Consider the following 12639-nt stretch of genomic DNA (forward strand, 5'->3'; position numbering starts at 1 on the left):
CGATAAATATTGTAAAACCGCATTGAAATAATTTGACAAATCCATTGATTATTCGTATCTTAGATAGCACAAAAGCAATCTAACAATGAAACAAACAACCTTCGAAATACGAGCCTACGGAGTAGGTGAGCTGGCCGAGCTTTACAGCCCTCATATGAGTCACAGAGGAGCGATTATGCAACTTTGGCGGTGGATCAATTATCATGGCGTACTGAAAGCGAAACTGCTTGAACTGGGCTTCCGTCCCGGTATACGAAGCTTTACGCCCCGCCAGGTAGAATGTATTGTCGAACATCTGGGAGAGCCTTGAAGAAAAAGATAAGTGCCGCAGCTGTTTTTACCGGCTGCCGCACCCATTTCCGGTGGCTGCCGCAGTAAAATAAAATAGCTGCGGCAGCCAATCTGTCCGGGGGGCGGATGGGGGCGGCAAAAAGAGGGTTTTGAAAACTTTATAATAAGACGTTCCTTGTTCCTTCTACGATCAGATCGTAGAAGGAACAAGGAACACACTATACAGAAGTTTCCCAAAATGCCTTTTTGCCGCCCCCATCCGCCCCCGATCCTTAAAACGGAAGTGTTGGCTCAGGAGGTTCTTCCCCGTTATTATCCTCTCCGTCAGGCTGTTCCTCTCCATCTACCGGATCATACCCGAATCCCTTACGGCGGGCTTCTATCTGGTCATTCGTCAGTTCAATGACGGCAAAAAGACGCTTTCCATGTCGCTTTTGCGACTCAAAACCGGCACCTTTTAACACTTTTCCCAGTTGATTTACGCTCATTGTGGTCACGGAATAGCGTGTTCGTTCCGCTATTTGGGACATGATTTCGCTGGTGGAGAGCAAAATATACGCCTCGAAACGCACCGGTTTACGAAAATACGTGAAAAGCAATTCCGCTTCGGGACTCGATTGCTGGAAAGGTTCGTTGTTCTCGTTTATCTCCGTAATATCCTGGTCGGCAAACCAATAACGGAACCCCTGTTTATAAAGCGCCAGCGCCTGAGCATAAATGGCGGTATGGTCTATCCCGGAAGTATAATCGATGCGGAGCGTTTCAAAACAAAGGAAACGGCGCGAACCGGTACGGTCGGTCAGTATCTGGCTGTCGTTCACCGTAGCGGCAAACGAAGCACGGCGCACGAACGTCTCCGCATTGCGGGCATACGGACGACGTTCAAGGATAGAGTCTTTCGTGATCAACGCCTTCAACTGGTTCAACTCCACGCGGCTCTGTCCCGACAGTTCATCGAGGATGATCAGGAAACAATCGCTCATCAGCAACGACGAATCTTTTGCCGTAGGATCGAGATTGCCCGAATAGACATAGTTTCTAAGTGCGGGAGGCACCAGGTTACGCAACCAGGTAGTCTTGCCCAATCCCTGCGCTCCGCTCAGCAACAAGACCGTATGGTTTGCCTTCTGCTCGTTGATGGCACAGGCCACAACGGCCACCAGCCATTTCTTCAGGCACTTCCCCCAATATTCGGGGCAGGTGGTGTCGACAGTGGCGGCCAACTGCCCGATAGCGTCTGTCTTTCCGTCCCAGGCTGGCAGATTTTCAAAATAAGACCGGAATGGATTGTATTCGGGACTGAAATCGGAATGAATCACCGAACGCAGGTCAGACACACGGCAAAACACATCCGCTTTCTGCAAGGCACACCAGACAGAGTTTTCCCAATAATCGGTGACAGGCTGATAAACATCGTGTTTCGTCAGGCTCCGATACTCCACTATACGCCGGACGATATTGCGGCGAAGCTTGAAACTTTTGTTCAGAAACTCCTGTATCTGAACGACAAAACTATCCCCACGATGCGAACGAAGCGCCGTTTTCCCCGCACCATGCTCCTCCGTATGCATATAAGCGCTATCCACAGCTTGCAGACACTCTTCGGCCGGCAGGTCGGTAAAGGTTTTACAGGCATACTTCACAACTTCTTCTTTGGCCACTCCCAGACGGTTGCAGTTGGCGGCAAAGAGATGGACGTAATTGTTGCGGTTGCCCTCGGCATAAGCATACTTTCGGGTTGTCTGCTTACGGGCGGAAGAAATCAGTTGCATGACATCTTTTCCGATAACGACCTCTATCGGTGGCAGATCGCCGGGCCAAGTGCCCTCCCCTCTCAGCCAGGGTTCGAAACGGGGGGAAAGATAAAGTTGCGGATCGTACGAAACAATACAGAGACGCCCGGCATCGCTTCCCGAAGTATCGGCTTTAGTACCCAGCAGGCGTTGATACCAGTCTTTCACCCGCTTGTAGATAGCCGGATGACTCTGAGGCACCAGTTCAAGCCCGACCACCGGGTAGACAATGACTTTGATGCCATGCCCGCGCGGACTGATCCAGCAGGCCACCGTATAGACAGCCTCACGCACCAGAGCGAGCAGGTGGGGTAAATCCTCTTTTTTCAAGTCATCAAAATCGAGGATAATCAATGGATTGTAGGCTGTCATATATTCTACAAGGCGTTGCCCGCGATAGGTCGCGGAAATTGTTATAGCCGGCAATGCTTTTTTCTGCATATCGGCCGCTTCGAGATCACCCTTGTCCATACAGGCACGGATACGGTTAATAGACGTGGCATATTTGCCATTCCGGATATCAGAAAGGACGTCTATCAGGTTGACGTCGCCCATACAGGTTTTAAACCGGGCAAACACAGTTACTTTTATCATACCAGTTCGTTTAAAATTGAGGTTATTATTACTGCTTTCAAGGTCGGCAATTCTTTACAAAGGGGCCCGTTATTTTCTCTTTTATTATGATAAACACGGGCCCTGTAAATTCAAGCTCTTATCCGGGGAGATCGTCATCCCGGTGATTGTCGAGATATTCCTGTACGACATTCGTCAGTCTGCCCAACGCCAGGTAGTCTTTCTCCGGATCATAGCGTATATGAAAGACCGAGTCGAGCGAACGGAGGAAGGGTTGCACATCGTGCCGTCCGTTCACCGTCCATTTGCGGCTCATCAGCAAAGGGCCGATCAGTTCCACGAAATCGGCCGTCAGTCCGTTGAAGACGATAGGTTCTTCCGCTATCATATCTTCTTCCCAAACGGCATGTTCCAGCAGGTGTGCCAGTTTGTTACATTGTTTTTTCACTTCCCGAAGTTCGCCTTCGAGCTGCTCGCAGCGGAGCCTCAATTCTTGTGCCGCCTCTGTCAAAAGGCCGGCTTCCAGTTTTTTTTCATTTGGATTGTTTTTTATTAGTGATTGACTGGTTGTTGGTTCAGAATTTATCAGAAGTGAACTATCTAATTATTGACTGGTTGTAACTGGCTCCCCTCTTGAGAGGGGGAAGGGGGTGTGTCATAGTTTCGCCCTATAACTAGCTTTAACACACCCCTTATCCCCTCTCAAGAGGGGAATTGGTTACTCCCGGCACTATTAAGCAGATAGTTCATATTTTTCTAACAACGAAGCCCCGAAGGAAATCCCCCGGGGCTTGTTTTTGTCTGTCTTCGCTCTTCACAGAGATCGAACAGAAGAACTTTATTTCATTACTTTAGTATTAATATTGACCACTCGTTCGCCCTCACGGGGTAATTATCATTGTCCGAAGACAAGACACGCAGTCAAAATCTATTGATTATAAATAGTTTCTTATTTTACGATTGCTTTAACAGCAGCTTCGCCTTCGATAGCTACTACAACTACACCTGTAGGAGTAGTGATCTGAGCTTCGTTGGATGCAACTACTGTGTTAGCGATAGTCTGACCAAGTACGTTAGTGATTACCACGTTCTTGCCGGCAGCGCCCTTAACGATTACTGCACCGTTGGTAGCTACAACCTGGATAGAAGAGTTTGCAATACCTTCGTTGGCAGTTGCTTCTTCGTCGGTTGTTTCGAAATAGAATATACCGGACTGACCGATTCTTTCGCTAATATCGCTGGCAGCTCCTTCATGGTCGCCTGTTGATGTGCTATATTTAGCCAATACAGGAATGCCATTTTCAGATTTAATCCATGCACCATAGAATGAACCAATCTGCGATACACCCTTCATATAAGATTCCAACAAGAACGGTTCGCTCAATTCAACTGTACCTTCGTTGTCTGATCTTGTCTTACGCAAAGAGAATGTATGATTTGTATTTACATCTCCGGCAATTGAATGACGAGTTACATATTCATTCTTGCCGTCTACGTCAAGATTTGCCAAGAACTTAGGATCCAGAACAAAGCCTTTAGCCACATAAGTAGCCTGAGATTCAACACCGTTGTCCTTCACTGTCATCAAGTCTTTCAATGTGTAACCGTTATTTACAACATAGAAGTATTCATTGTCGCCATCTACCTGGTGGATACCTTCTACAAAGCCCAGACGAGTATAGCTATTGTATTTATACAAGTCTGCATCATGCATCATGTTGTTGTTTGCCGAAGAAATAGAGTCTTCCAGGTTAACAAGGAACCAACCGGCTGTATAACCGTTGTATTTTTCAAAATGAACTTCGCCATCATCTTCTGCTTCATTTTCCAATTCCCAGTAACCGTGGAGTCTGGATGAGTGGTCGCAAATGTATCCGTCAGAAATTGAGTCTACACGCACACCAAACAGATAACGCTGCATGTTAGGATTGTCTTTAACAACTTCGTCCACATATAATGTAGGTTTAGTTGTCAGACCTTTGCTTTCAAGACCCAAATAATGGAAGTCAGGATTGATGTCCTGGATTAACTGTACTTTGTTTGCATCATTGCCATCTTCAAACAGATAGTTCTTTTCTGCCAACTGCTGGAAGAATTTGATATTACTGTTCAGGTCGATATTATAATCACCAGCGATGTTGATATACTGGTTAACCGGATTACCGCTGAAATAGAATGCATCAGATACATCATTCGGCTGATCTTCCAGGTTGTTGTCGCGCAACATACGCATTTCAGAACCGGCTTCTACAGCGGCTTTCATCCAACCGTTCGTTTTTTCCAATGCAGTATAGCTAGCCCACTTGGTCTTATCGGCTTTGTCAGCAAATTTCGCAGGTTTATTGATATCCACCAATACATAGCAAGTATCAACCGGATTTGCACCATCCATGTGGATCTGATCAGCTTTCAGATAGAACACACCTAATTTCTTGTAATAGTTATCCATTTCTGACAACTTCATAGCTTTGTAATAATAACGTCCGTCATTATCACGAACAGAAGCCAAGAACAGTTCGTCATTATCAATCAGGTTATCGTCTTTTACCTTGATCAGATATGCTTTACGTTTCAGTTGATCCAATACAAGATCTTCATCCACTGCATTGCCCTCTTTGCAATCAACGATTTCTTTTAAAATTGCTCCGAATTCATTTTCAATAACACCCTGGTCAGTAGCTAAAGTAGCTTCAGCAATTTCGAAGATTGTTGCATCACCCTCTTCTACTGCGATATTATTGTCTTTCACATGTTTCAAAACAGCATCAACGTAACCATTGTTCCAGTTGATTTGGAAATTGTTTTCAACACCGTCGTTCAATACGTCTTTGTCAAACCATTTGTAACCGTGAGTTGAAGTATAAGCGATTTCTTCTTCTACTTCCTGAATGTCCATAATATCAACTACACGCAATGAGTTTTCTTTCAACCAACCAATATTTGATTCATATCCTGCACTATAGTCACCACTACGATCGATGAAGCGGTAAGCATCGATCTCGTTACCTTCTGCATCAAGTCCTTCTACTTTGTAAAGCTGTCCTTCGAACACAACACCCGGATATTCACGGTTCTGGATCTGTACGTAATTAGCCAGACCTTCTTCCGGACAACCCAGCTGCTTAACTACCCACATTGTAGCCGGCATCAACGAATAATCCTGATTCTTGGCTTTCGTGTCATACATCAACTTGCTTTCCATATTGTGTACGATACTCATACCTACATTGCGATTTCTTTCGTCAGCGTCTTTATTAGCCAAATTGATATAATACAATCCATCGGGAACAGTCGTACGAGTCAGATTTGCAAACGGACGATTGATAGTCAGTTTAACAAACTGCGTATTTGTATTATCATAAATCACTGTCAATACATCCTTACCAGAAACGTCGTCAATAGCCAAAGAGACTGTTCTTGAACCTGTTTTCGGGTTAACGAAGTCATTAACCAATGTATTTGCTTTTGAATACTGCATAGTAGCAAAAGACTTCGTACATTCAGAATCTTTCCAGTCTTTGCCATCTTCAAACGGAGCCTGTACGGCTGCATTCAACGGTTCCAACACGATACTGTCGTTTGTCGGGAAGTAAGTAGCACGGAAATAATAACGGGCTTTCATGAAAGCGTTATCTTCAGCCTTCCAGTTTTTCAATGCAAACTTAACTGCCGGAGAGCTCAAACTCTGATTTGATTTGTAATAAATAGCCGTATCAGCCAGCAGATAGGTACCTTTATGTTCTTTATCCTTACAGTCGAGCACTTTAAAGTTCAAGTTAAAGGAAGAATCCTTAACTGCATTAAAGTCCAAATCTGTACCATCATTAAAGCTCAGTCCGTTTACAGCAGCGTTCTTAACCTTCTTCAGGTCAACTTCTGCCAATTCTGCAGCATCTTCCACCGCTGTAAATTCCAGTTCATCTTCAGCCTTTTCGTTTCCTAAATAACCCAGGAAGTTGTCTGCACCTTCCATATTTTTTAATAACTTAAAGAAGAAAGACTTGTTGTTACCTTTATCATCAGCATCCATACGAGTATTGAACTGCTGAGCCGTCATATGGAATGGGTAAGCTACAACCGGTTTGATTGCCAAAGCTTCAGTAACGCTGCTAATATCATTACTTGACATTTTGACAACTTGAGCTTTGACCAATTTGCTATTCGCCTGATTTGCAAGGAATTTAAAACCATCACTGCTTAACTTAGTACGCAATGCGTCACCATTGTCAGTAGTCTTTTCATAAGCCAGATACATTACTTCTTCATATTTCTGGTTATGCAAAGATGCATACAATTTAGTATAATCTTTCTTCTCATTTCTGTTAAAGTCATACCAAGCCCAAACTTTCGTACCGTCTCTCATTTCAGAAACAGCAGCATTGTTTATAACAGAATGATCGAAAGTCAATTCCAATCCGGTTTCTTTGTTTACCAATGTCCAATGTCCACCGGTAGCTTCATCTTTTTTACCATACGTAAGTTTCCAAAGGGATGCATTCAACGGAGCATCGGCTTTTGCCACTGTACGCAGGTAAATCTTACCTGTTAGATAATCACGTTCCTGAATCAGGACATCGGCAATACCTGCAGTCTCTTTATTCTCAACTTCCAACTGATACCACAAACCATCTTCAACAACTTTTACATCTTTAGTAAATGTAGCATTGTTGTAAAGAGTTTCGCCATCAACAACAGAAGTCAATGCGTTATTCCAATTCGCCGACTTTGTCTCAAATGTACGATAGGCAGCCTGCGGATCTGAAGGTGTAGTATACTTCCAGTTTGTTTCCGTAAACTGAGCAGAAGCACTACCTGTCACCAGCGCAAGCGCCATAAGCGTAGAAAACTTTTTGTTCATAATCTTTCGTTTAATATTAATAATAGTGTTATTTAAAAAGTCTTTTAACCTCAGATCAGGAACGTTTCTAAGAGCAGATGACTAGAGAAAACGTTCCTTTTTTCTAGTCATTGTTTTTTGCCCATTTTGTCTTTGTGGTCAAAAGGATGATTTTCGTACTAGTTTTGCTATTCTGTTGATAAGAAAGGATATAGGAAAGGAAAAAATATTTTGAAAAAGATTGGAGGATTAAAAGAATGTAGTAACTTTGCTGGCGAGAAAAAAGGAACGTTAAAATTAGTCATTCACTTTTTATAATACATCCCTTATTATTCAACAGTTTATTTATTATTTTATCCTCTCATCATATACATAAATATGTCCCCACGCGCATTTCATAATACACTGTGTTCCAACACCTACTTTTTCAGTTTTTTGCCGAGAATTGTTAAAAGATAGGATTTAGCCTGTTTTAGGGGGAATAAGCGGGGGATTTTCATTCATACAAAAAAGGCTATCGTTTGAAACGACAGCCCCATCATTATTTTTAGAACGGTTTTTACAGATTATTGATTTCTTCTCCAGGTTTATTCATATTCTTTTGATCCAAAGGCTACAGTATAAACATTTCTTCCAATACATCAATCAGGCTTTCTCTTTCATCTTCGTTCAATACACCTGCTTGCTTTCCTATCCTCAATTTATCGACAGTCCGAATCTGGTCGGTGGCTATCATACCCTCTTTTCCGTCTAAAGTACACTTCACCCGCCAAGGATAAGGAGTGAGTGTCGATGTCAAGGGAATAATTATAACCGTATTCAAATGGCGGTTCAACTCATCCGGTGATACGACAACTGCCGGCCTAATTTTATTAATCTCACTTCCTTTTGTCGGGTTAAAGTCGACCCAATAGATACCAAATCTTTCTACCATTCCAGTCCCTCCATCTTCTCATTCTCTAATATATCCGGCATAATCAGGTTATCATCTCCGGCTGCATGCATCTGTGATGCGGCAGCTTCCCAATTCCTACGCGGGACAGGCTTGATAATAATACTGTTGTTCCTATGTGTGATTGTTACCGGATCTTTAGCCGACAAATTCAGGCGCTTTAGAATACTAGCTGGTAATATAACGCCCATACTGTTTCCGATTTGTACGATATTTCTTTCCATACTACCACATGTTATAACATTTATACTACACAAATATAGTAATAAAGATACCGAGTTATAACATAGCCCTGTTAAAGGTTGTTATCTAGCAGACTCATTCAACAAGTATTTATGTTAAATTACTATGTTGTAGAACATATTTCCTGCAAAGCTGTTATCTTTGCAGTGTCTATTTAAACAGTAAAGAGATATGCTAAAACAAGCATTTTACATTCTGTTCTTCTATTTTACCGGAGAGTTTATCAGCTCCTTTATCGACGGTTTCATTCCGGGAAGCGTGATCGGTATGATATTGTTATTCCTGGCATTGGTCTTTAAGCTGGTAAAGCCTGCCAACGTAAAAAAACTATCCACGATCCTCACTGAAAACATGGGGCTGTTCTTCCTTCCCGCAGGCGTCGGGCTTATGACGTCGCTGGGAGTCATATCACAATATTGGGCAGTTATTCTTACTGCCTCCGTGGTCAGTACGATCCTGGTGATAGCGAGTGTCGCACTTATCCAACAAAAACTCGGCAAGGAGGTCGGAAGCAATGAATAACCTCGCGCAATCGGAAGTATTTTCACTCACATTGGTGATCGGTACTTATATGGCGGCATTAGCTTTGTATAAGAAAACCCGTATCAGCCTGCTGCACCCGCTGTTGACATCTATCCTCGTTATTATTGCCGTACTGAAAATGATGGGAATCGAATATGAGTCTTTCCAGCGGGGAAGCCATCTGATCCATTTCTTGCTGGGACCATCGGTTGTCGCATTGGGATTTGTCTTATACGAACAGATGCAATACCTGAAAGGGAATGTGATCTCTATCCTCACCTCCGTATTCGTCGGAGCCATTATCGGCATCGTGAGCGTGATCGTGATCGGCGACCTGATGGGAGCCGACCAGGCATTGATCGCCACCCTCCAACCGAAATCCGTTACAACTCCTATCGCTATGGGTATTGCCGAAAAGGCCGGAGGAATGCCTTCGTTAACAGCCGTTATCGTTGTAGCAGTAGGTATATTCGGCAGTATTGTCGGCCCGTTCGTGATGAAAGTATTAGGTATTGAAAGCCGGATCGCCAAAGGGCTGGCATTGGGAGCATCATCACATGGACTGGGAACTTCCGTTGCCATACAGATCGGAGCTGTCGAAGGTGCACTGAGCGGACTGGCTATCGGCTTGATGGGAATTATGACCGCCATTCTGGTCCCGGTAATCAGTTTTATCATTTCCCTGTTTTAGGATAACACCTTCTTCTGTGCCTTCTGAAATCATATCAGACTGATTTGCAACCTATTTCTGAATAAAAACATAGGCATATATTGGTACTTTAAGAGGAAAACACTACTTTTGTACCCGAAAATGACCGAAGACAATTCAAAAAAACATTATAAATAAAAATATTCATATGATTAATTCACAAGACATTAAAAAAGGGACTTGTATACGTTTGGACGGTAAACTCTATTTCTGTGTAGACTTTCTTCACGTAAAACCGGGAAAAGGTAACACAATTATGCGTACTACATTGAAAGACGTAGTAAAAGGAGGCCAGATCGAACGCCGCTTCAATATCGGTGAAAAACTGGAAGATGTACGTGTAGAACGTCGTCCTTACCAATATACTTATGCAGAAGGCGAACATTACCACTTCATGAATCAGGAAACATTCGATGACGTAATCATCGACAAAGACTTGATTAACGGAGTAGATTTCATGATCGAAGGTCAGATTGTGGAAGTTGTTTCCGATGCATCTACAGATACTGTTCTTTTTGCTGACATGCCTACCAAAGTACAGTTGAAAGTAACTTATACAGAACCGGGTGTAAAAGGCGATACTGCTACAAACACATTGAAACCGGCTACCGTGGAATCTGGTGCAGAAGTTCGTGTTCCGTTATTCATCAATGAAGGTGAAATCATCGAAATCAACACAACAGACGGTTCTTACGTAGGACGTATCCGTGAATAATATTTATATATTGTAAGGGCGGTTTTATGGACTGCCCTTCTATTTTTTCTTATCCAAAACATATTGCTATGAAAATAAAAGAATGGGCAGAGGAAGACCGCCCGCGCGAAAAAATGTTACTCAAAGGTGTCGCCTCTCTCAGTGATGCCGAACTTTTAGCCATCCTCATTAGTTCGGGTAACAGCAATGAAACAGCCGTACAATTGTCGCAGCGTATCCTCAACACGGCAGACAATAATCTGAATGCATTGGCAAAACTGACAATCCGGGAACTGATCTCCGGCTTCAAAGGTATTGGTGAAGCGAAAGCGATCACAATATGCGCTGCACTCGAGCTCGGCAAACGCCGCAACCTGTCCGATCCGGTCCTGAGCCAGTCGATCCGAAGTAGCCACGACGCCTACTCTTTGTTTCACCCCTTGCTCTGCGATTTACCTCACGAAGAATTATGGATTGCCCTGACAAACCGGGCCGGAAAAGTGACCGGCAAAACCCGGATCAGCCAGGGAGGAACGGCCGAAACCTCCGCCGACCTGCGCATCATACTGAAAACAGCTATCAACGCACTGGCTGCCGGTATTATTCTCTGCCATAATCATCCTTCGGGAAACACTCACCCGAGTTCGCAGGATGACTCCCTGACCAAACGCCTGCATAAGGCCGCCGAATTACTTGAAATAAACTTATTAGACCATATTATCCTTGCCGACGGCAGCTACTTCAGCTATGCAGACGAAGGACGACTGGGGTTGTAAACATTTTATCTTTTCTATGGTTTACTATATAGAAGATATTAATGTATATTTGCATTCAAATTAAAAGAAGATGAACAACGAATTCCTCCAAACAGAAGAAGCGATTGTCGCCATGCTGAAAACGGTATATGATCCGGAAATACCGGTCAACGTATTCGATCTCGGCCTGATTTACAAAGTAGATATAGACGACGAAAAGAACGTCCGCATAGATATGACCCTGACGGCTCCGAATTGCCCGGCCGCCGATTTTATTCTGGAAGATGTCCGCATGAAAGTGGAATCGGTAGATGGGGTGAACAACGTGGAAGTCAACCTCGTATTCGAACCGGAATGGGATAAGGATATGATGTCGGAAGAAGCGAAACTCGAACTAGGTTTCCTATGAATACATCCCGGAAGAAAATATATTTTGCCTCGGACGCCCATCTGGGCGCCCGTTTTCATAAAGACCCGCTGGCCGTTGAGAAAAAGTTGGTGCGTTGGCTCGAGAGCATCAAAGACGAAGCTATGGCAATCTATTTTCTGGGAGATATGTTCGACTACTGGTACGAATATAAATATGTAGTACCCAAAGGATTTACCCGTTTCCTCGGCAAGCTGGCCGAATTATCGGACAGCGGCATCGAAATCCATATTTTTATCGGTAACCACGACATCTGGATGTTCGATTACCTGCCCAATGAAATCGGTGCAGTGATCCATCGGGACGTATTGACGACCGATCTGCTGGGCAAGCGTTTCTTTCTCGGCCATGGCGACGAAGTGGACTACCGCAGCAAAGCCTTCCGCTTTATCCGTGCCCTTTTCCGTAACAAATTCTGCCAGTGGCTTTATGCCGGCATTCATCCCCGCTGGACTTTCGGTTTTGCCCTCGGCTGGTCACTGAGCAGCCGTAAAAGCGGACTGGAAAAAGAAAATGCACTCGAATATAAAGGTGAGTCAGCTGAATATCTGGTTCTATTCGCTAAAGACTATCTGAAAACACATCCGGACATCAATTTCTTTATTTTCGGGCATCGTCATATCATGCTCGACCTGATGCTTTCACGCACCTCCCGCCTGCTGATCGCCGGCGACTGGATGACACTCTTTTCTTATATCGTATGGGATGGCGAAAATCTGTTCCTTGAACAGTTCGAACTAATTGAAGATTAAAAAAACTGCCCCAACCGGTGTCAGAGCAGTCTAAACACTAATCCTGTGTTTTGTAAGCTGTGAGGATTAGTTATTATTAACCGGATGCAAG

Annotated in this window: 12 protein-coding genes; 7 read left to right on the top strand and 5 right to left on the bottom strand. The window is 43.8% G+C overall.

Features of this window, described 5'->3' with window-relative positions; all coding sequences use genetic code 11:
* The first annotated feature begins 85 nt into the window (after positions 1–85).
* Positions 86–310, top strand: coding sequence for a DUF4248 domain-containing protein (locus C825_RS26870; protein ID WP_009859970.1), 225 nt, complete (start codon positions 86–88; stop codon positions 308–310).
* Between the two features lie 253 nt (positions 311–563).
* Here the strand turns inward: C825_RS26870 and C825_RS26875 are convergent, their stop codons facing one another.
* The 5 genes from C825_RS26875 to C825_RS26895 all read right to left on the bottom strand — a co-directional run bounded on the left by C825_RS26875 (position 564) and on the right by C825_RS26895 (position 8670).
* Positions 564–2678 carry a VapE domain-containing protein gene (locus C825_RS26875; protein WP_010800835.1) on the bottom strand — a complete coding sequence of 705 codons (2115 nt, stop codon included), beginning with the start codon at positions 2676–2678 and terminating at the stop codon, positions 564–566.
* 118 nt (positions 2679–2796) lie between these two features.
* Positions 2797–3168: a hypothetical protein gene (locus C825_RS26880; protein ID WP_009859972.1), complete on the bottom strand. Its 372-nt coding sequence runs from the start codon at positions 3166–3168 to the stop codon at positions 2797–2799.
* A 438-nt stretch (positions 3169–3606) separates the two neighbouring features.
* Positions 3607–7515 carry a DUF6383 domain-containing protein gene (locus C825_RS26885; RefSeq protein WP_010800836.1) on the bottom strand — a complete coding sequence of 1303 codons (3909 nt, stop codon included), beginning with the start codon at positions 7513–7515 and terminating at the stop codon, positions 3607–3609.
* 592 nt (positions 7516–8107) lie between these two features.
* Positions 8108–8428 (bottom strand): type II toxin-antitoxin system PemK/MazF family toxin, encoded by a 321-nt coding sequence (locus C825_RS26890; protein WP_009859974.1) that lies wholly within the window; start codon positions 8426–8428, stop codon positions 8108–8110.
* On the bottom strand, positions 8422–8670 hold the full coding sequence (locus C825_RS26895; protein ID WP_010800837.1) for an AbrB/MazE/SpoVT family DNA-binding domain-containing protein: 249 nt from the start codon (positions 8668–8670) through the stop codon (positions 8422–8424). The genes C825_RS26890 and C825_RS26895 overlap by 7 nt, the downstream gene beginning before the upstream one ends.
* A 190-nt stretch (positions 8671–8860) precedes the next feature.
* Here C825_RS26895 and C825_RS26900 point away from each other — a divergent pair, with 190 nt between their 5' ends.
* The 6 genes from C825_RS26900 to C825_RS26925 all read left to right on the top strand — a co-directional run bounded on the left by C825_RS26900 (position 8861) and on the right by C825_RS26925 (position 12548).
* Positions 8861–9211 (top strand): CidA/LrgA family protein, encoded by a 351-nt coding sequence (locus C825_RS26900; protein ID WP_009859976.1) that lies wholly within the window; start codon positions 8861–8863, stop codon positions 9209–9211.
* Positions 9204–9902, top strand: coding sequence for an LrgB family protein (locus C825_RS26905; RefSeq protein ID WP_009859977.1), 699 nt, complete (start codon positions 9204–9206; stop codon positions 9900–9902). Before C825_RS26900 ends, C825_RS26905 begins: the two co-directional genes overlap by 8 nt.
* A 166-nt stretch (positions 9903–10068) precedes the next feature.
* Positions 10069–10635 carry an elongation factor P gene (efp, locus tag C825_RS26910; RefSeq protein ID WP_009859978.1) on the top strand — a complete coding sequence of 189 codons (567 nt, stop codon included), beginning with the start codon at positions 10069–10071 and terminating at the stop codon, positions 10633–10635.
* Between the two features lie 68 nt (positions 10636–10703).
* Positions 10704–11390: a RadC family protein gene (gene radC / locus C825_RS26915; RefSeq protein ID WP_044215134.1), complete on the top strand. Its 687-nt coding sequence runs from the start codon at positions 10704–10706 to the stop codon at positions 11388–11390.
* A 70-nt stretch (positions 11391–11460) separates the two neighbouring features.
* A complete protein-coding gene (locus tag C825_RS26920) occupies positions 11461–11778 on the top strand; it encodes an SUF system Fe-S cluster assembly protein (RefSeq protein ID WP_009859980.1) in 318 nt (105 codons plus the stop codon).
* A complete protein-coding gene (locus C825_RS26925) occupies positions 11775–12548 on the top strand; it encodes a UDP-2,3-diacylglucosamine diphosphatase (RefSeq protein ID WP_010800839.1) in 774 nt (257 codons plus the stop codon). Before C825_RS26920 ends, C825_RS26925 begins: the two co-directional genes overlap by 4 nt.
* The last annotated feature ends 91 nt before the right edge of the window (positions 12549–12639 follow it).

The sequence above is a fragment of the Parabacteroides sp. ASF519 genome (assembly GCF_000364265.2).
Classification (GTDB): Bacteria; Bacteroidota; Bacteroidia; order Bacteroidales; family Tannerellaceae; genus Parabacteroides; species Parabacteroides goldsteinii.

Bases quoted from the DNA above. Each gene is read 5' to 3' on its own strand.
- radC (WP_044215134.1), top strand. From the start codon at position 10,704: ATGAAAATAAAAGAATGGGCAGAGGAAGACCGCCCGCGCGAAAAAATG.
- C825_RS26870 (WP_009859970.1), top strand. From the start codon at position 86: ATGAAACAAACAACCTTCGAAATACGAGCCTACGGAGTAGGTGAGCTG.
- C825_RS26890 (WP_009859974.1), bottom strand. From the start codon at position 8,428: ATGGTAGAAAGATTTGGTATCTATTGGGTCGACTTTAACCCGACAAAA.
- C825_RS26900 (WP_009859976.1), top strand. From the start codon at position 8,861: ATGCTAAAACAAGCATTTTACATTCTGTTCTTCTATTTTACCGGAGAG.
- C825_RS26885 (WP_010800836.1), bottom strand. From the start codon at position 7,515: ATGAACAAAAAGTTTTCTACGCTTATGGCGCTTGCGCTGGTGACAGGT.
- C825_RS26905 (WP_009859977.1), top strand. From the start codon at position 9,204: ATGAATAACCTCGCGCAATCGGAAGTATTTTCACTCACATTGGTGATC.
- efp (WP_009859978.1), top strand. From the start codon at position 10,069: ATGATTAATTCACAAGACATTAAAAAAGGGACTTGTATACGTTTGGAC.
- C825_RS26925 (WP_010800839.1), top strand. From the start codon at position 11,775: ATGAATACATCCCGGAAGAAAATATATTTTGCCTCGGACGCCCATCTG.
- C825_RS26920 (WP_009859980.1), top strand. From the start codon at position 11,461: ATGAACAACGAATTCCTCCAAACAGAAGAAGCGATTGTCGCCATGCTG.
- C825_RS26895 (WP_010800837.1), bottom strand. From the start codon at position 8,670: ATGGAAAGAAATATCGTACAAATCGGAAACAGTATGGGCGTTATATTA.
- C825_RS26875 (WP_010800835.1), bottom strand. From the start codon at position 2,678: ATGATAAAAGTAACTGTGTTTGCCCGGTTTAAAACCTGTATGGGCGAC.